Source organism: Candidatus Hydrogenedentota bacterium, assembly GCA_016791475.1.
Taxonomy (GTDB): domain Bacteria; phylum Hydrogenedentota; class Hydrogenedentia; order Hydrogenedentales; family JAEUWI01; genus JAEUWI01.
In genome coordinates this window covers 52,574-70,732 of the sequence record JAEUWI010000021.1, presented here as the reverse complement: position 1 = coordinate 70,732, position 18,159 = coordinate 52,574, and the positions used below count along the sequence as shown (strand labels likewise).

General features: G+C 61.2%; 18 protein-coding genes. 17 read left to right on the top strand and 1 reads right to left on the bottom strand.

Features of this window, described 5'->3' with window-relative positions; genetic code table 11:
* Positions 1 to 15 precede the first annotated feature (15 nt).
* The 9 genes from JNK74_13130 (at position 16) to JNK74_13090 (ending at position 9,669) form a co-directional block, all read left to right on the top strand.
* Positions 16 to 1,164, top strand: coding sequence for a PAS domain S-box protein (locus JNK74_13130; protein MBL7647123.1), 1,149 nt, complete (start codon positions 16 to 18; stop codon positions 1,162 to 1,164).
* A 9-nt stretch (positions 1,165 to 1,173) separates the two neighbouring features.
* On the top strand, positions 1,174 to 2,565 hold the full coding sequence (locus JNK74_13125; GenBank protein ID MBL7647122.1) for a sigma-54-dependent Fis family transcriptional regulator: 1,392 nt from the start codon (positions 1,174 to 1,176) through the stop codon (positions 2,563 to 2,565).
* A gap of 782 nt (positions 2,566 to 3,347) precedes the next feature.
* Positions 3,348 to 4,352 (top strand): cellulase family glycosylhydrolase, encoded by a 1,005-nt coding sequence (locus tag JNK74_13120; protein MBL7647121.1) that lies wholly within the window; start codon positions 3,348 to 3,350, stop codon positions 4,350 to 4,352.
* A gap of 252 nt (positions 4,353 to 4,604) precedes the next feature.
* Complete coding sequence (locus tag JNK74_13115) at positions 4,605 to 5,672, top strand: metallophosphoesterase (GenBank protein ID MBL7647120.1); 1,068 nt, start codon at positions 4,605 to 4,607, stop codon at positions 5,670 to 5,672.
* A gap of 98 nt (positions 5,673 to 5,770) precedes the next feature.
* Positions 5,771 to 6,844, top strand: coding sequence for a metallophosphoesterase (locus JNK74_13110; protein ID MBL7647119.1), 1,074 nt, complete (start codon positions 5,771 to 5,773; stop codon positions 6,842 to 6,844).
* Positions 6,845 to 6,957: 113 nt separating this feature from the next.
* The gene (locus tag JNK74_13105; protein ID MBL7647118.1) at positions 6,958 to 7,740 is read left to right on the top strand and encodes a hypothetical protein; all 783 of its coding nucleotides are present in this window, start codon (positions 6,958 to 6,960) and stop codon (positions 7,738 to 7,740) included.
* Positions 7,740 to 8,240 carry a GNAT family N-acetyltransferase gene (locus JNK74_13100; protein MBL7647117.1) on the top strand — a complete coding sequence of 167 codons (501 nt, stop codon included), beginning with the start codon at positions 7,740 to 7,742 and terminating at the stop codon, positions 8,238 to 8,240. Before JNK74_13105 ends, JNK74_13100 begins: the two co-directional genes overlap by 1 nt.
* Before the next feature lie 2 nt (positions 8,241 to 8,242).
* The gene (locus JNK74_13095) at positions 8,243 to 8,707 is read left to right on the top strand and encodes a metallophosphoesterase family protein (GenBank protein ID MBL7647116.1); all 465 of its coding nucleotides are present in this window, start codon (positions 8,243 to 8,245) and stop codon (positions 8,705 to 8,707) included.
* A gap of 92 nt (positions 8,708 to 8,799) precedes the next feature.
* The gene (locus JNK74_13090; protein MBL7647115.1) at positions 8,800 to 9,669 is read left to right on the top strand and encodes an alpha/beta fold hydrolase; all 870 of its coding nucleotides are present in this window, start codon (positions 8,800 to 8,802) and stop codon (positions 9,667 to 9,669) included.
* A gap of 67 nt (positions 9,670 to 9,736) precedes the next feature.
* Here the strand turns inward: JNK74_13090 and JNK74_13085 are convergent, their stop codons facing one another.
* Positions 9,737 to 10,729, bottom strand: a complete 993-nt coding sequence (locus JNK74_13085) for a DUF1559 domain-containing protein (GenBank protein MBL7647114.1) — start codon at positions 10,727 to 10,729, stop codon at positions 9,737 to 9,739.
* Between the two features lie 181 nt (positions 10,730 to 10,910).
* Between JNK74_13085 and JNK74_13080 the strand changes: the two genes are divergently transcribed.
* From JNK74_13080 to JNK74_13045, 8 genes are all read left to right on the top strand, one after another.
* On the top strand, positions 10,911 to 11,564 hold the full coding sequence (locus JNK74_13080; protein ID MBL7647113.1) for a hypothetical protein: 654 nt from the start codon (positions 10,911 to 10,913) through the stop codon (positions 11,562 to 11,564).
* A 301-nt stretch (positions 11,565 to 11,865) separates the two neighbouring features.
* Complete coding sequence (gene flgB, locus JNK74_13075; protein ID MBL7647112.1) at positions 11,866 to 12,264, top strand: flagellar basal body rod protein FlgB; 399 nt, start codon at positions 11,866 to 11,868, stop codon at positions 12,262 to 12,264.
* A 10-nt stretch (positions 12,265 to 12,274) separates the two neighbouring features.
* A complete protein-coding gene (gene flgC / locus JNK74_13070; protein ID MBL7647111.1) occupies positions 12,275 to 12,697 on the top strand; it encodes a flagellar basal body rod protein FlgC in 423 nt (140 codons plus the stop codon).
* Positions 12,698 to 12,725: 28 nt separating this feature from the next.
* Positions 12,726 to 13,046 (top strand): flagellar hook-basal body complex protein FliE, encoded by a 321-nt coding sequence (gene fliE, locus JNK74_13065; protein MBL7647110.1) that lies wholly within the window; start codon positions 12,726 to 12,728, stop codon positions 13,044 to 13,046.
* 421 nt (positions 13,047 to 13,467) lie between these two features.
* Positions 13,468 to 15,060, top strand: coding sequence for a hypothetical protein (locus tag JNK74_13060; GenBank protein MBL7647109.1), 1,593 nt, complete (start codon positions 13,468 to 13,470; stop codon positions 15,058 to 15,060).
* A 39-nt stretch (positions 15,061 to 15,099) separates the two neighbouring features.
* Entirely contained in the window at positions 15,100 to 16,101 is a 1,002-nt protein-coding gene (fliG, locus tag JNK74_13055) for a flagellar motor switch protein FliG (GenBank protein MBL7647108.1), read from the top strand.
* 37 nt (positions 16,102 to 16,138) lie between these two features.
* Positions 16,139 to 16,840, top strand: coding sequence for a hypothetical protein (locus tag JNK74_13050; protein MBL7647107.1), 702 nt, complete (start codon positions 16,139 to 16,141; stop codon positions 16,838 to 16,840).
* On the top strand, positions 16,840 to 18,159 hold the full coding sequence (locus tag JNK74_13045) for a FliI/YscN family ATPase (GenBank protein ID MBL7647106.1): 1,320 nt from the start codon (positions 16,840 to 16,842) through the stop codon (positions 18,157 to 18,159). The genes JNK74_13050 and JNK74_13045 overlap by 1 nt, the downstream gene beginning before the upstream one ends.

Below are 18,159 nucleotides of genomic sequence, written 5' to 3'. Positions count from 1 at the left end.
GGGTCGAAAGTTCGCATGAAACCACCGCAATCCGATGTAGAAGCCCTGGCCCAGGCCGTGGATCTCTTTACCAAGACGACCGCAAGCATGGAAGAGGCCTACCGCCACCTCCAGCAGCGCGTTACCGATCTCGACCAGGAACTGGCCACCAAGAACCTCCAGCTCGCCCTGACCACCGACTATCTTTCCAACCTGCTGGAGAGCATCTCCGATGGCGTGATCGCCGTGGACATGTCCGAGACCATAACCCGCTTCAACCGCGCCGCCAGCAGCGTCCTCGGTTTCGAAGCCCAGGAGGTCGTGGGGCGCCCCTTTCCCTCCGTCTTCGGCCGCTCCTTTGCCGCCCCCGTCATGCCCGGCGTCATGGAACTTCAGGCGCGGAGCGGGCGCCGCGTGCCCGTAAGTGAAAAGGACTCCACCATCGCCGACCGCGACGGCAACCGACTCGGCTTCGTGAAAACTTTCCAGGACTTGAGCGAATTGAGCGCCTTGCGCGAGCAGGTCCGACAGATTGATCGCCTCGCCGCCATCGGCGAGATGGCCGCAACCGTGGCGCACGAAATCCGCAACCCCCTCGGCGGCATCCGAGGCTTCGCCACCTTCCTCGCCCAGGACACGCCCGAGGACGACCCGCGCCACCGCCTCGTGCAGAAAATTCTCACCGGCACCAGCAGTCTGGAAAAAGTCGTCAGCGGGCTCCTCGAGTACACGCGCCCCGTGGAACTCAAACTCGTGCCCACCTCCTGTGCGGCGATTGCCCAGGCCGCGCTGCGCTATATGGAATATGATCCCAGCCGGATCACCATCTTCACCGAGGTGGATCTAGACCTGCGCATCCTCGCGGACGCCGACAAGATCCGCCAGGTGCTGATGAACGTCCTGATGAACGCCGTGCAGAGCATCACCGGTCGGGGCGAAATCCGCGTGAGCGCCGAGGCGGATGGAAATCTGGTTCATCTCGTGGTCCAGGACACGGGTTGCGGCATGAATGAAAAAGAATTGAAGCAGATCTTCTCGCCCTTCTACACCACCAAGGAAAAAGGCACCGGGTTGGGCATGGCAGTATCGCAGAAGATCGTCGATGGCCATGGCGGTGTACTCTCCGCCCATAGCGAGCCCGGCAAAGGCACGCGCATCGCCATCCAACTTTCCAGAGCCGAGTAAAGGGAGAGCATGCACACGCCCCGTTCCAAATACCGAATCCTCGTTGTCGATGACGAACCCCTCATGCGCGAATACGTGGAGGAAGCCCTCCAGCGCGCGGGCTACCAGGTGGACACCGCCGGCAATGGGGCCGACGGTGTGGCCCTCTTTGACGCCCACCAGCACGATGTGGTGGTGACCGATCTGAAGATGACCCCCATGGACGGCATTGCGGTACTCCGCGAAATTCTGGCAAAACACCCCCAGACGCGCGTCATCGTGATGACCGCCTACGCCACCATCGAGACCGCGATCAGCGCGCTCAAAGGCGGCGCGACCGACTATATCCTCAAGCCCTTCTCCCCGGATGTGCTCGAAGTGGCCGTCACCCGGGCCCTGGAGCTGAGCCGCCTTACCCGGGAAAACCAGTACCTCCGCGAGGAGCTCAACGTTCGATACGACGGCGCCTCCATGATCGGCGCGAGTCCGCCCATGCGCCGGGTCCAGGAAGACATTCAGAAAGTCACCAACAGCCGCGCCACCGTGCTCATCCGCGGCGCCAGCGGAACCGGCAAGGAGCTGGTCGCCCGCGCCATACACCACGGCGGCAACCGCGCCAACAAGCCCTTCATCAAGGTAAACTGCGCGGCCCTCTCGGCCGGAATCCTCGAGAGCGAGCTCTTCGGCCACGAAAAAGGTGCCTTCACCGGCGCCCACGACCGCAAAATTGGACGCTTCGAACTCGCCGACGGCGGAACACTACTTCTGGACGAAGTGAGCGAGATCAATGTGGATCTCCAGGCCAAACTGCTGCGCGCACTGCAGGAACGCGAAATCGAGCGCGTCGGCGGCTCCACCACCATCCCCGTGGACACCCGCATCGTCGCCACCTCCAACCGCAACCTCGAAGAGGCCGTGGCCGCTGGAAAATTCCGCGAAGACCTCTTCTTCCGCCTTAACGTCATCACCCTGCAACTGCCGCCCCTTCGCGAACGCAAAGAGGACATCCCCAATCTGGCCGATCACTTCCTCCGCAAGTTCAACACGGAGAACGGCAAGCAGATCCAGGGCTTCACCGACGAAGCGCGCACCGCCCTCCTCGCCTACAACTGGCCGGGCAATATCCGCGAATTGCAGAATGCCATCGAGCGGGCCGTTGTCCTGTCCGCCGAAAAATGGCTTACGCCCCGGGACTTCCAGTTCAACACCGCCACCCTGATTCAGGAAAGCGCTCCCGCTGGCCTGCCCGCCGGCACCACCGTCGCCGAGATGGAGCAGCGCCTCATCTTCAGTACGCTGGACCACTGCCAGCAAAACCGCACCCGCGCATCCGAACTCCTCGGCATCAGCGTCCGCACCCTGCGCAACAAGCTCAACGAATACCAGGCCGCCGGTATCGACGTCCCCGGACCCAGAGACTAAGGGGACGGCCCGAGGGGACGGACCCGCGCCAGGGCACACTGCCATCGCGAAGCACCCCAAGCGCCGCACCACATCACCACGACGAGCACGGCCCACCCGAATGCGCGGGCCTGTCCCAGGGGAATAACGAAAGCGACCCGAACGATCACAACGATCCCCCTCGCCGTTCCCAAAAGTATGCCGGGCGCCACCCATACACAGAGGAGCCTGCGACGAAGTTCATGGGTGCGAAGGTCTACCCCATTGAGGCTTCTCGGCCGGGCGGTAAGAGAACGAGATCAACCTCTTTCACGGGAAGTCACGACACCCGTAGGGACTGACGCACCCACCCTGTTTTGGACGGATCGTCCTGCACTGCGACCCAAAGGCCAAGTCGACAAGGCGTCGTGTATTTTCCGGATGCGGCTGTCCCATCGTACGGGGACTGGACTTGACGTCACCGTAGACGGTTCAACAGGCGAGATGTCATCTGGTCGGCGTGACGCTGTAAGCCAGGTTCACTTCCGCGAGGAACGGGACAGCCACACCCCGCGACGTCACGAACTCCCAGTCGGAACACTGAATACGTTGTAGAAGAAGAAGATCTTCACTGGGAACGCGGGTGCGTCAGTCCCTGTGGCACCCGAGTTTTGCAACGGGCTGCTAGTCTCCTCTTGGGGTCTCGATTTACAAGCGACAATGCTATTCGGATCGTCTCGATTGAACAAAGGGACCGTCTCAAAATCACCGCTCCTTGCCCCCTCCCTGCTATACTCCCCCCCAAACCCCAAAGGAGCCCTGCCATGTCCCCCATCGCCATCCTCCTCACGTGTCTGGCCGCCACACAGGGCCCGGTGCTCGGCATCGAGGGCACCCGCTTTACCCTCGACGGGCAGCCCACCTTCCTGATTGGCATCAGCTACTACGGCGCACTCGCGATTGAAGACGAGACCGTGCTCGCCGACGACTTGGACACGATGAGACAACACGGCTTCAACTGGGTCCGGATCTGGGCCTGCTGGAACACCTATGACGAAAATACGAGCGCTGTGAATCGTGATGGCACACCCCACGGCCCCTATCTGGACCGACTCACGCGGCTCTGTGCTTCGGCCGGCCAGCGCGGCATGATCGTGGATGTAACGCTCCATCGCGGAGAACAGGAGGGCGTTCCCCGGACCTTCGAGGAACACCTCGCCGTGACGGAAACCCTTGCCCGAACCCTGAAGCCTTTCCGAAACGCCTACTTCGATGTCGGCAACGAGCGGAACGTCGGTGACGCGCGCTACGTGCCCTTGGAGGAAGTAGGCAGACTCATTGCCCGTATCAAGGAGATCGATCCCGAGCGCCTGTGCACGGCCTCGGATGGCGGCGAGATCGCGCTGGACGAGGTGGCGGACTATCTCTCCGTGGGGCACGTGGATTTCCTGGCGCCCCATCGCGGTCGCCACGCCGGTTCGCCCGCGGAAACCGCCGCCCGCACCACGGCCCTACTCAATACCGCAGCCGGGATTCGTCCGGTGCCGGTGCATCACCAGGAGCCCTTCCGCCGGGGTTACGCCGACTGGCAGCCCGACGCGAAAGACTTCCAAACGGATCTTGAAGGCGCCCGCGACGGCGGCGCGGCCGGTTGGTGCTTCCACAACGGCGGCACCCGCACCACCGAAGACGAGCGTCCCCGACGCTCCTTCGACCTGCGCCCCGCGGAAGACCGTCTCTTCGAGCAGTTCGACGCGGAAGAACAGGCGCTTCTCCATTGGCTCCGCGGTAACGTGAAAGCCACCCCCCGGACCGGGGCGGCGCGCTGAGACCAGTCGGTCCACTCCCGCCACTATGTGTGCGTTCACAACACCCGTGATCTGCCCGAGCCGGTATGGGTGAGTAGTTACGCTTCGGCGTTGCGGTCCGTTTACGCCTGACATCGTTTCCCCGCGCCTTCCCAGTTGACTTTCGGAAACATAAACTTTATACTTCAAAGAACTTGCAATAAAGCAAGCAGGATCTGGAGCGGCATGACCCAACACGCAGTATCTATCGATCACGGTGACGGAAGCCGTACCATGAACCGGACCAAACTGCGTCATCGTGTCGGCGCCATAAAGCGGTTTGCGATGCCGTCGCTCTTTCTCGGCACAAACACACTCGGTCTGCTCTTGCTCGGATTCCGTCTGATCCATCCAGATTTCGTAGTCCGCGTTCTATATGACTTGAATACTCTTTTCTATCCGACGCTCTTCCTCGGCCTCGCTGCGCGCCGGATAGTCATGCGCGGACAGGGTGTTCGCCCCGGCCTGGCATGGATCGCCCTCGCGTTATCTCTGCTCACCCTGCGCGTATACGCCACCCATATCGAACCCCGCAGTCTCCAGCTCCGCGAGGTCACCATTAGCTCCAGCAAGGTCCGCGAGCCGTTCACACTCCTCCACATCTCCGACATCCAGTCGGGTGGAATCGGCGCCTATGAGGAAAAAGTCTTCGACGAGATCCGCGCCCTCAACCCCGACCTCATCGTCCACACGGGCGACCTGCTCCAGCCCACCGGTGGCCTGACGCGCCAGAGCGAACTCCCCAAACTGGCGGCACTGTTCGCCACGCTCCACCCACCCATGGGCATGTATGCGGTGGAAGGCGAATCCGACACGGGCCTCGTTCACATCCCGCCCGATAAACTCGGCGGCCTACGCTTTCTCAATTCCGAGTCCATCGGCATCCGCGCAAACGGCATCCACATCCGGCTCCTCGGCCTGGCCCACGCCCAATCCTTCCGACACGGGGCCGTGCCGGAGACCGAAGTGTCCAAGTGGCTCGCCGACAGCCCGACCGAAGCGATTAGTATTGTCATGGGGCACAGGCCCGACTATCTCACCCGCCTAACGGATCAGCCCATCGATCTGTGCCTGGCGGGCCACACCCACGGCGGCCAGGTCCGCCTCCCATGGATCGGCGCGCTCGCAACCTCCAGCAATGCACCGAAAGCGTGGTCCCGAGGCTATCACGAAGCAGGCCACACCCGCATCAACGTCTCCGCGGGCATCGGCGCCAGCCACAACAAGGGCCTGCCCTCCATCCGCATCAATTGCCCGCCGGAGATAACGCTGATACGATTTGTCCCGGAGAAGACACTTTGATAAATTTAGATCGGCAGAGGGAGCACCAGGCCCCTTCAAGTGAGTCGTTTCTATTTGGAAAGGGCGTGCGTGTGGATGTTCAACCGAGCGACAACCGAATGCCCCGTCGCGCGTGGGCCGTTGCAATCGCGGTCCCCCTGCTCTTCGTCGTCATGAATGTGGCGCTCTTTTTCTGTTGCTTCGTGCTCCCTTTCGGCACCAGCGTTCGCATCATCTACAATGCCAACACTATCCACATGCCGGTGCTCTTTGCACTGGCGGGAGGCGCCGTCCTCTATGCTGCGCGAGGGGTACCGCAGCCCCGGGCCATGCAAACCGTAGCGACCTTATGGCTGCTGCTGGCGACCGCGATGGTTGCGACGCGAATCTATGCAACTCACATCGAGCCGCATCGCCTTCAAGTGCGCGAGGTCACTATTGCATCTCCAAAAGTCACCCGCCCCTTCACCCTCCTCCACATCTCCGACATCCAGTCGGCGGCCATCGGACCCTACGAGCAAAAAGTCTTTGATACCGTACGGGGCCTGAATCCCGATCTAATCCTGGACACGGGCGACTTACTCCAGCCCACGCCCCCCTTGACCTACCGAACTGAATTGCCAAAGGTTGCCGCGCTATTTCGCACCCTGGATCCGCCGCTGGGCATGTACATGGTGGAAGGCGACACCACGGGGCCGATTGGCAAGGTAACGGCAGAGCAGACGGGCGGAATCGCGTACCTTCACTCTCGGGGTCAGACCATTGACGTAGACGGACTGCGGTTGCGCGTGTTCGGGCTGACGCTTTACGACTCTACACCGACAGGTAGTCCCGCGATGCGTTCTACCGTGGCCTCCTGGCTTCGCGAAGAGCCCGACACCCTGAGCATCGTCTTTGGCCACCGACCCGATTTCATTCTGCACATGAATGATCTTCCTATCGATTTGTGCCTCGCCGGTCATACCCATGGTGGCCAGATCCGCCTTCCTTTCATCGGGCCCCTGATCACTTTCACCCGCATTCCCCGAGATTGGGCGCGGGGCTTTCGGGAAGTGGGCCGTACACGTCTGAACGTGTCGGCGGGTATCGGTGCTGAGCATGCCAGCGGCCTGCCCTCCATCCGCATCAATTGCCCGCCCGAAATGACGCTGATCCGCATTGTTCCGGAGACTTCGGAGACAAAAACACATTAGCCTCGCGTCGACGCGCCCAAACTTGTTACCCGCCGTCCAGAAATGCTACAAAGCGGTGCAACATGCATGGCTGCGGCAGGCGCCTTCCTGCCCCATTTCCAGACAGGGGACTCATGAGCTATCGAACACTGAATCTGGCGAAGACACAGGACACGCTGTCCACCCTCATTCGCCGGATTGAGGAGCGCTTCCCTCAATCGAGCCTGCTTCTGGTCGCCCGGGAACTCCACACCATTGCCCTCGAAACCGAGTCCAGGGTCCGGTGGATATCCACGCCCAACTACCTGCTCCGGGCTTCGGTTTCCGTTCTTATCTGCGCCATCCTGGTCATCCTTGGTCTCAGTTTTACCAACGTGGACTGGACCATCGGCACCTTCCCCATGGCGGAGTTCATCCAGGTGATGGAGGCGGGATTCAACGACCTGCTCCTGATTGGCGCGGCCATTTTCTTTCTCACCAGCATCGAATCCCGGGTGAAGCGTGCGCGCACGCTCCAGTCGCTGAACGAACTCCGCGCCATCGCCCATGTGATCGACATGCACCAGCTCACCAAGGACCCCACGGAGCTTCGGCGGACGAGCAACATCACGCCCTCCTCGCCCCGGCGCGACATGAGCCCCTTCGAACTGAACCGCTACCTCGACTATTGCAGCGAGATGCTCTCCCTCGTGAGCAAGCTGGCCTCCATCCACGCCCAGCACTTTCCCGATGGCACCGTCGTCTCCGCCATTAACGAACTGGAAGCCCTCACCACCGGGCTGAGCCGGAAGATCTGGCAAAAAATCATGATCCTCCAGGCGCTGAGCCCGGAAATCGCGGGCGATACCCGGACCGCCACTTCCCCATCGAAGGGCAAGAGCGCACCACCGCGACGCCGACCCGGGAAATCAGCGTGATGAACACCGCGCCGCAAACACCACCGATCCGCTTCGTGGCGGCTGTGCCGGCGAACACGGCGGGCGTGCTTGAATTGCTTCGCCTCGCGGACCCGGACGATGCCGCTATCGATAAATATATTGGACGCGGCGCCTGTCATGGACTCTACAGCGAGACACGCCTCGTTGGTGTTGCCGTGTTGCTTCAACGGGGGCCGGACGTCGGGGAACTGACGAATATGGCGATTCATCCAGATGTCCAGGGCCGAGGCCTGGGCAAGGAACTGCTGGGCCACCTGATCAGGGAAGCGCGCAAGGCAGGCTTCGCACAGTTGACCGTCTCCACGGGAAATTCCAGCCTGGGCGCCCTTGCCCTGTACCAGAAGGTCGGTTTCCGCATCACGGGTGTCACGCCGGACCATTTCACGCGCCACTACCCCGAACTGATCGAAGAAAATGGCATACCTTGCCGCGACCAGATACACTTGAGTTTCATGCTGAGCGATCAGACGGGAGTATGACGATGCAGCCCTTCGTTGGAGTCATATCGGACACACACGGCCTCGTGCGGCCCGGCGCATTGGAGGCCCTGCGCGGGGCGGATTTCATTATCCACGCCGGCGATGTGGGCGACGCAATCGTGCTGGAGCAACTGGAGACCATTGCGCCGGTCCATGCCGTTCGCGGGAATGTGGATTTCGGCGCGCTGGGCGAACGACTCCCGGAGGACGCGCTGGTCTCGTGGCGCGGAAAGCATATTTACGTTTACCACATCCTCGAAGACCTTCCCCTCGACCCGGCGGCTGCGGGCATTCACGCCGTGGTCTACGGTCACTCCCACAAGCCCGATATCTCGGAGAAGAACGGCGTGCTCTATTTCAATCCCGGAAGTGCCGGCCCCCGGCGCTTCGCACTGCCGATTTCCCTTGGCCGATTTACCCTGGAGGGCGATGCCCTCAAAGCGGAACTCATCGAGCTGAAGGAGTAGCGACCGTCGCCCGTGCTTCGGCCCGCGCTCTTGATTCCACCGGTCAAGCCCCACCAGTCCCTTTCGTCTCACCCCATCGGATTCCAACTATCATGCGTCGCTCCTTCCCCACCGCCCGGTTTGTATTGGTCCTCGTTGTGGCGCTGCTCTCGAAGGTCCACGCCGAATCCTCCCCTGGATTCCATCCACCCGTCGATGTGCCGTTCAAAGCGAAATTCGACGGCTCCGAGCAGCGCTATGTGCTCCTGCTGCCCGCCGACTATCGGGAAGGCCAACCGCGCGACCTCGTGATCGCCCTCCACGGTCATGGCTCGGATCGCTGGCAGTTTGCGACCAACGAGCGGGGCGAGTGCAAAGGGGCGCGGGACGCGGCCGCCGCCCACGGCCTGATCTTCGTCTCGCCGGACTACCGCGCGAAGACTTCCTGGATGGGCCCCGCCGCCGAGGCCGATCTCGTCCAGCTCATTAAGAAGCTCAAATCCAAATACAACTGTAAACGGGTCATCCTCTGCGGCGGTTCCATGGGGGCCACCTCCGCCTTGACCTTCACCGCACTGCACCCCAGTCTCGTAGACGGTGTCGTGGCCCTCAACGGCACTGCGAACCACCTGGAATACGAGAACTTTCAGGAAGCCATCGCCGAATCCTTCGGCGGAACCAAGCAGGAGGCGCCCGAGGAGTACTACCGCCGCAGCGCCGAGTTCTGGCCCCTCCACTTCACCATGCCCGTCGCCCTGACCACGAGCGGGCAGGACACCGCCGTTCCTCCGGGCAGCGTCATGCGCCTCGCCGGAATGATCAAGAAGCTCAATCCCCAGGTGCTCCACCTCCACCGACCCGAGGCCGGTCACGAAACCAGCTATGACGATACGGTGGAAGCGATGAACTTTGTCCTGGATCGACTGCGCCCCGCAACCGTCGAGCGCACAGGACGCACCGCGAAACGGGCAGCCCGCCGATAACGGCGCGCCCGGACGGAAGCGCATCGGCTGCGCCCCGCCCGGGCTGGATTCAAACAATCCTCCCGCGTTAGATGCGGTCGTATTTCTGCGCCATCATGTGGGCCGAGCCCTCGCTCACCGGCGACTCACCGGGGTAGCGCACAAATTCCACGTGGCCATCCATATACAGGACGTTGGATCCGCCCGGAATATGGTTGAACTCATCCACCCGCGTGCTCGCCACGTCCATGTACACATAAAGTGAACTTTGCGCCATGGATGAGGCTCCCGGATTGTTAATGTCCGTGATCATGAAGCGCTCAACACCTTCACGAAGATTCTGCAATACATTGCTTCCGCCGTTGCCGTGGCCCAGGAAAGCAGACAGGGCGGCGTTGGAACTGAAGTCGATCGGCTGGTCGGTATCGCGGCTCGACGGGCTCAGAATGCCGTGGGTCCGGTAAATCGAGCCATAGTAGGCCCCCTTCATCTGGGTCGGAACCAGAACCGGGACGGTGCTCGAATAGGCCTCGTGAGCGTCCGCACGGGCCGTCCGATCAAGGGCGTACCCGATGTACCAATAGTTGTAGTCCGTTAACGCCGCGCCACGATTCGCCAGAAGCGACGTGTTGGTGTTCGCCGTGGTCGAACAGCCCATATGACCTTCCCAGGCGCCCGTGGTGGGATTCTTCAGCATATCCGCATTCACTTTGACGTTCGACGGGCACAACAGGATCGCCTGGTCCGTCATGTACTCGGGATAGAGCCTGTCGACCCGAGGCGTCCAGAGATAGAGGCGGCCGCCGAAGACGGGGTTGCCCGTTCCATCCACCCACTGTTCCATCGTGTCACAGTTGTACGCGGGAAAGTAGTTGCAGGTCACGCCGGGCCACGCCCCGCCACGGGCCTCATTCGCATACATCTTGAACACCAGACTCATTTGCTTCAGGTTGTTCTGGCAGCTTGCGCGGCGCGCCGCCTCCCGGGCCCGGGCCAAAGCCGGGAGCAGGATGGCCGCCAGAATGCCGATGATGGCGATCACCACCAGCAGCTCGATCAGGGTGAAACCACGTTGTCTCATGCCGTTTTCTCCTTGGTTGGGTGCATGAATCTGCCCTCGAAGACGCTGCGCACACCGCAGCTATATCGATTGCATGACGTAAGTTTAGATCACTTAACAATTGATTTGCAACAGATCTTTTTGAGATGTATAATAATCGCATAGTCAATCAAATTAACTCTCAACCAAGGAGACCCCCTCAATGAAATCGCTCGCCCTGCTACTGGCCGCAAGCTGCGCCCTGAATGCCCAGGCCCACTTCATCTTCCTGGAACTGCCCCCGGAAACGCCCGGCACGGCCCATATGCGCTTCTCCGAAGAGCCTCTGGAAGAAACCGACGCCGAACTACAGGAAAAAAGCGCGCCCATGACCGTTAACCTGAGTGATGGCGCGCCAATAGCCTTCTCGCCCGGAGAAAAGGCTCGCGTCGCGACCGTGCCGGCGGATGCCCCGCTCCTCAAGGGCTCGCTGGACTACGGCATCATGAATCGGGGCGGTGAATACCTCCTGGTTTATCACGCCAAGGCCGTGCGCTCCGTGGAAGGTGCCGGGAAGGCGTCGGGCCTCCCGGTGGAAGTACTCGCGGAAGTGAAGGATGGAACACTACTGGTCACCGTGCTGGCCAATGACAAGCCCGCCGAAGGGGCCGAACTGGTCGTCAATCTGCCCACGGTCAAGAAGCAGGCGGAGGTCACCACGAACGCAGAGGGCCAGGCCAGCTTCCCCATCGTGCCCGGCGGCTGGGTCGGCATTCGCGCGAAGGTGCAGGAGAGCAAAGAGGGCACCTTCGGCGACAAGCCCTATAAGGAAGTTCGGTCCTACAGCACCCTGACCTTCCCCTACCTGGCAAAATAATCGCGCCCAATCCCGGCACTTCTCCCAGTGCGGGGCTCTCCAGGGGCGGCAGGACCTCCGACCTGCCGTCCCTTTTTATTTTCGCGCCACACATACGAAAGAATGTGTCCGCCTTTTCCGATCAGGCGCGACACCCGGCAGATTAGGCACCGTCACAGGGCATAAATTGCCGCCTCCCCCCCTGCCAGCCGACTCTATCTGCTTCATTCTCCAACGTTTACTAGACTTTTCGCGCCATCACCATCTGGCACAGGGCTTGCTCTGGAGAGGCAGTGAAATCGCGTTCGAGAAAGATTCTCCCATGAGTGCCTTTGCCGGAGTAGATACGTCCACCTTGCTGGTGCAGGCGATGAAAGTGCGGGAACAGAATCACCGCTTCATCGCCAACAACATCGTCAATGTGGACACCCCGCACTACAATCCGGTGGAGCTCGATTTCCAGAAGACCCTGCGGTCCATGGTTGAAGGCCGGGGCGGCGTTGCCCTCCGCACGAGCCGACCCCAACACTTCGACTTTGAAACGCACCGTCTGGATTTCGAACGTCTTGCATTTTTGTCGAAGAATGACTACAATAAAGTAGACTTGGACGACCAGATCACAAAACTGTCCCAAAATACCGGTGAGTACACCACTTACGCGCGGTTGCTCGCCAAGAAATTTGAAATGACGAAGACCATGCTGCAAAGCCTGGCGCGCTAGGAGATGAGCGGTGAATCTGAACAAGATTTCAGCCAATGACATCGCGGTAAGCGGCCTGAAGGCGCAGCGGACGCGGATGAACATCATCGCCAACAACATCGCCAACGTGGAGACCACGAGGACGCCCGAAGGCGGTGTGTTCCAGCGGCAGATGGTCCTTCTGCGGGGCGACGAGATCAAGCCGGGGGCCAACCCCGAGCGCCTTGGCGTCCGCGTTAAGGATGTCATCCGCGACACCTCCCCCCCGCGCATGGTTTTCGATCCCCAGCACCCCGATGCGAATGAGGAAGGCATGGTGGCCTACCCCAACATCAACACGGCGGTGGAAATGGTGAATCTGATTTCGGCGCAGCGGGCCTATGAGGCCAACATCGCCGTGATAACGTCCGGGCGACAGATGAAACAGCGTGCGCTGGAAATTCTGCAGCAGTAACCGGCAGGTTGAAGGAAGTGAATAACCGATGATCGACCCGTTGAGAATCCCTGGAGCAAGTCTCCAGCCGACGGAAATTACCGCCCGCACCCCGCGTCCGCCTCAGGCCAATCCGCTGGGTACGGAGGGCCGTTCTTTCCAGGATTTCCTGGCGGATGCCATCACCGAAGTGCAGCATTTGCAGACTGAAGCGGACACCACGATAAAGCAGTTGGTGGCCGGTGAAATAAAGGATGTTTCCGAGGCGATGGTGGCGGTGGAAAAGGCCGATGTGTCCTTTCAGACCATGATGACCGTTCGGAACAAGGTCATGACGGCCTATGAAGAGATCATGCGGATGCAGATCTAGTTTCCGCAACCCTTACTTTTGAATCACGAATACCGAAAACAGGTCAGGGCATTCCCTGGGCTGTTTCCGTTATTATGCCGGGCGCGGCGACACGCCCAGGACCCGGCATCAATTGCGGGGCGCGGGAGAAATTCCCCCGCCCCGATGCGCGGAGATTACAATTGAATCCACGAAACCATTTTTCCGCCGAATTCCGCCTTGGGAAGCGGGGTGTGGCATTGGACAGGGTGGTTTTGTCTCCAACTTCGTGGAACGCCGTGCGGGCCAGGACCGCGAAGCTGGGTTCCCTGGTTGTTTGAAACCCCGTGGATCGGGGCAGCCGGGCGCAAGAGGTGTTTGCCGCAAGGGGCCAGTGTGCCCGGACGCGGAAGGTATTGCCATGCACCGATGTGGCCCGGACAAACAGGGTTAGGGTAGACTTGTGAATCTAGCAGCCTTCGTCGATTTTCTCCGCCAGATGCGGGCCCAGATCAAAGAGAACTGGGCCCTCTTCGACAACAATACCCGCGTCATGATCATATGCGTGGGCCTGCTGGTGGCCGCCCCCATCCTCTGGGTCACCTTCAAGGGCACCGAAACCCGCTACATCACCCTCGCCGACAACCTCACCGCCCAACAGATCGCCGAAACGGTTACCCTCCTGGAAGAGCGTAGCGTCGACTACAAGGTGGATGAGGCCGCCCACGCCATAAGCGTCCTTCCGAAGGATCGTGGCGAAATGCTCCTCCTCCTCGAGCAAAACAATCTTCCCGTAGGCGAGAGCGTGCCCGCCGGCTTCGAAGACTTCTTCGCCAGCTCCGACCTCATGTCGAACCAGTGGCTGAACAACGTGAACTTCATGCGGGCCGTGGAAGGGCAACTCGAAAAGCAGCTCAACATGCTCGACTTCGTCGAATCCTCCGACGTCATCATCCGGGAGGCCGATCAGGCCCTCTTCGTTGACGAGCAGATCCCCTCCGAGGCCACCGTCCAGCTCGCCGTGAACAGGCCCGTCTCCAAGCCCGAGCGCAAGTTGCTGGTCAGCATGGTGGCCCGGGCCGGCGGCGCCAACCTCCACGCGGGCAATATTACGATCAGCACCACGTCGGGCGAAGCCCTGCACATGCCGTCCGAATCCGAGTTTGCGTCCATCGCCAATGACAAGCTGGAATTTCAAGATGGGATCGAGAGCCGGATCGAGCAGAAGCTCATGAAGATCCTCGGCGACATGGGCGTTCACGGCGAGGTGATCGTCGGCGCCAATGTAAATTTCGACAAAATGGAGAAGGTGGAAGACGTCGTTGCCGAAGGCACGCCGCTGAGCGAACTGACAACCACGCAGACCATCAATTCCAACGAGCAATTGCCCCAGGGCGCGCCGGGCGCACTCACCAATGTGCCCGAGGCCGCCGCCGCGCCCGGCGGGGTCAACACCACCGATACAATGAAGGAAACGCTGACCAACAGCGAACCCAGCCGGACCACGACCAAGACCGTGACGGATCCGGGCAATGTGGTAAAATACTCGGTGGCGATGGTGGTTCAAGGCGACGATGTGACGCGGGAAACCGACGCCGATGGCAACGTGGTCAGCGAGCAATACAACGGCATGTCCGAAGAATTCCGCACGCGCCTTCAGCAAGTCGCCCAGAGTGCGGTCGCCCTGGAAGACGGCGCGGTCGCCATCAACATCGTGGATCACAATTTCCAGACGGCGGGTGTCGCGGCCCTGAATCAGGCGATGGAGACCCGTGCGGCCACGGAACAGATGGCGATGAACCAGAAATGGTACATGTCGGCCGGACTGATCGTATTGATTATTATCGCGTTCTTCATACTCCGGTCGATGTTCAAGAAGTCCGTCATCTGGCCGCAAGACGAGAAACCCGAAGAAAAGGTCAAAGAAATCCCGGCGGCAACGCTGGAAGACATGCGGCGCCAGGAAGTGGCGGCGGAGATATCCCAGCTTTCCATGGAAGATCCGGAAGCCATCGCCGCACTGCTGCGTAGCTGGATGAGCGAAGACGAGGACTGAGTTACGTCACCCGCACCTGAAAAAGTACCCGCCGACGAAATCAAGGGCCGCCGCAAGGCCGCCATTCTCCTGGCCTGTCTGGGTCCGGACAACGCCAGCCGTGTGCTCGGCGCCTTCAGCGACGAAGAAGTCGACCAGATGACGCTGGACTTGTCCAGCCTCGGCACCGTGGACGCCAATATCAAGGCGGCTGTGCTGGACGAGTTCTATGAAATGGCCGTGGCGAAGCGCTTCGTGGCCCAGGGCGGTATTGACTTCGCCAAGAACCTGCTGGAGAAATCCTTCGGTAGCGAGCGGGCCTTCGACATTCTAAACCGCCTCCAGAGCAGCCTGCAGGAGGTGCCCTTCCAGTTTTTGAAGCGGGCGGACCCTTCCCAGGTGTGCAGCTTCATCCAGGATGAGCATCCCCAGACCATTTCGCTCATTCTGGCCCACATGAACCCCGCCATATCCTCCATCATCCTGTCCTCACTCCCCCAGGACGTCCAGTCCGATGTGGTCATCCGCATTGCGACCATGGACCGCACCGCGCCGGAAATCGTGCGCGAGGTGGAGCGGGTACTGGAACGGAAGATGGCCTCCGTATTCAGCCAGGGCTTCACCTTCGCCGGCGGCGTGAAAGATGTGGCCGAAATCCTCAACATGATCGAGCGCTCCACGGAGAAGACGATCATGGCGGATCTGGAAGAGCGCGATCCCGAACTGGCCGACGAAATCGCACGGCTCATGTTCACCTTCGACGACATCGTCTTCGTGGACGATTCCGGTATTCAGAAGACGCTCCGCGAAGTTGAAAGCAAAGATCTGGCGCTGGCCCTCAAGGCCTCCAACGACGAAGTGGCCAACAAGGTCTACAAGAACATGTCCGAGCGGGCCCGCGAGATGATCAAGGAAGAAATCGAGTTCATGGGCCCCGTGCGCATGAAGAACGTCGAAGAGGCCCAGCAGAAGATTGTCGCCGTTATCCGGCGCCTGGAAGAATCCGGCGACGTGGTCATCTCCGGTCGCGGTGGCGGCGATGCCGATGAAATCCTTGTCTAGGGTGTCGGCAATGCGCCGACATCGGTTTGGCTGAGCCATGGCCCGTATACTGAAATTTGTCCACGCCGAAACAGCGGATGTGGCGCGCTTCGACCGGGAGTTTCTTGAGGAGTTCCCCGAAGAGGAACTGCTGGCCCCCGACTTTCTACCCGCAACCGAGGAGGAGGAGCTCGTCGAAGAAGAGTCCCCCATCGATCCCGAGTTGCTGCGCGAGGAAATCATGGCCGCCGCTCGGGAAGAGGCCGCACAAAAAGTCCAGGAGGCCTACCAGGAGGGGCTGGCCCGGGGCATACAGGCGGGCCGCGAGCGATTTGAGGCAAGCCTGGCCCATTGCGCCGAAGCGCTGGAGGCGGCGGCAACGGCGATCCAAACTTCCCACGAGCAGTTTCTGGAATCGTTGGAGCCCCAGGTTCTCACACTGGTTAAACTGATGGTGAACCGGGTCGTCGATGCGGAATTGAAGACCAACCCCGACTTGCTCCAGCTTATGGCCCGCAGGGCCCTCGCCCGACTCGCCGGACAGTTCTCCGTCACCCTGCTGGTTCATCCGGATGATGTGGAAGCGCTGAAGGTTCATGAAGTCTCGCTGCTGGACAGCGTCTCCGGCGTGGACACCCTTCACATCCAGGCCAGCGAGACGGTAGCCCCCGGCGGTTGCATCGCACAGTCCAGCGAAATGGAAGTCGATGCCCGGCTGGAGACCCTGCTAGACCAGGTGCTCGACGCCCTGACGGAGTAATCGGTGTGATCGACCTCCGCAACTATCAGCAGCGCATCGAAGCCTGCCGCCCGCTGGTCACTTCCGGTCGTATCACGGATGTGGTCGGACTCACCATCGAAGCCACGGGACCCGCCATGCAGATTGGCGACGTCTGCTACGTGGAACCTGCCCGCGGAACGGCCCCGGTTCCCGTCGAGGTGGTGGGCTTTCGCCAGGACAAGATCCTTTTGATGCCCCTCGGCGGTATGCGCGGGATTGGCCCCGGCTGCCGGGTGCGCCCCACACACGCCCCACACACCGCCGGTGTGGGTCCGGGTCTGATTGGCCGCGTGATCGGCAGCGATGGCCACCCCATCGACGGCGGACCGCCCTTGGACTACGAGAAGAAAGTTTCGCTCCATCGCGAGCCGCCCCCGCCCATGTCGCGCCAGCGCATCCTCACCCCCATCGCCACGGGGGTGCGGGCCATCGACGCCTGCCTCACCTGTGGGCGGGGCCAGCGCATGGGCATCATGGCGGGCAGCGGCGTGGGCAAGAGCAAATTGATTGGCATGATTGCCCGCAACACCGACGCCGACCTTAATGTGATCGCCCTTATCGGCGAACGCGGCCGCGAAGTGCGCGAATTCATCGAGGGCGACCTGGAGCTGGAAGGCCTGGAGCGGTCGGTGGTCGTGGTGGCCACTTCCGATGAGTCCGCGCTGCTGCGCCTGAACGGCGCCTTCATCGCCACCGCCATCGCGGAGTATTTTCGCGACCAGGGCGCCAATGTAATGCTGATTATGGACTCCGTCACCCGTGTGGCCATGGCGCAGCGCGAGGTGGGCCTGGCCATCGGCGAACCGCCCACCACCCGGGGCTATCCCCCATCGGTCTATGCCATGCTTCCTCGCCTGCTGGAGCGGGCCGGTACCGCGGCCGAGGGCAGCATCACCGGCTTCTACGCCGTGCTGGTGGAGGCGGACGACCTGAACGACCCCGTGGGCGACACCGTGCGCAGTATCCTGGACGGGCATATTGCCCTGTCGCGGGATCTCGCGGGTAAGGGCCACTACCCCCCTATCGATATTCTGGGCAGCGTAAGCCGCGTGATGAACGAAGTCTCGAATCCCAACCATGCGAAGTGGGCCCATCGCTTCCGGGAATTGCTCGCCGCCTACCGCGACAATGAAGACCTGATCAACATCGGCGCCTACGTTCCGGGAAGCAGCCGCGAAGTGGACACGGCCATCCAGCTCATGCCAGACTTTAACCGCTTTCTGCGACAGGGCCTGAAGGAGGCCGCCCCCTTCGCGGAGACGGTGAATCGTTTGTCCCAATTGACGGGAAACAGGTGA

Coding starts and splice junctions, on each gene's coding strand:
- JNK74_13080 (MBL7647113.1), top strand. CDS start 10,911: ATGAAATCGCTCGCCCTGCTACTGGCCGCAAGCTGCGCCCTGAATGCC.
- JNK74_13125 (MBL7647122.1), top strand. CDS start 1,174: ATGCACACGCCCCGTTCCAAATACCGAATCCTCGTTGTCGATGACGAA.
- JNK74_13050 (MBL7647107.1), top strand. CDS start 16,139: ATGGCCCGTATACTGAAATTTGTCCACGCCGAAACAGCGGATGTGGCG.
- JNK74_13120 (MBL7647121.1), top strand. CDS start 3,348: ATGTCCCCCATCGCCATCCTCCTCACGTGTCTGGCCGCCACACAGGGC.
- JNK74_13105 (MBL7647118.1), top strand. CDS start 6,958: ATGAGCTATCGAACACTGAATCTGGCGAAGACACAGGACACGCTGTCC.
- JNK74_13100 (MBL7647117.1), top strand. CDS start 7,740: ATGAACACCGCGCCGCAAACACCACCGATCCGCTTCGTGGCGGCTGTG.
- JNK74_13095 (MBL7647116.1), top strand. CDS start 8,243: ATGCAGCCCTTCGTTGGAGTCATATCGGACACACACGGCCTCGTGCGG.
- JNK74_13085 (MBL7647114.1), bottom strand. CDS start 10,729: ATGAGACAACGTGGTTTCACCCTGATCGAGCTGCTGGTGGTGATCGCC.
- fliE (MBL7647110.1), top strand. CDS start 12,726: ATGATCGACCCGTTGAGAATCCCTGGAGCAAGTCTCCAGCCGACGGAA.
- JNK74_13110 (MBL7647119.1), top strand. CDS start 5,771: ATGCCCCGTCGCGCGTGGGCCGTTGCAATCGCGGTCCCCCTGCTCTTC.
- JNK74_13090 (MBL7647115.1), top strand. CDS start 8,800: ATGCGTCGCTCCTTCCCCACCGCCCGGTTTGTATTGGTCCTCGTTGTG.
- JNK74_13130 (MBL7647123.1), top strand. CDS start 16: ATGAAACCACCGCAATCCGATGTAGAAGCCCTGGCCCAGGCCGTGGAT.
- flgB (MBL7647112.1), top strand. CDS start 11,866: ATGAGTGCCTTTGCCGGAGTAGATACGTCCACCTTGCTGGTGCAGGCG.
- JNK74_13115 (MBL7647120.1), top strand. CDS start 4,605: ATGAACCGGACCAAACTGCGTCATCGTGTCGGCGCCATAAAGCGGTTT.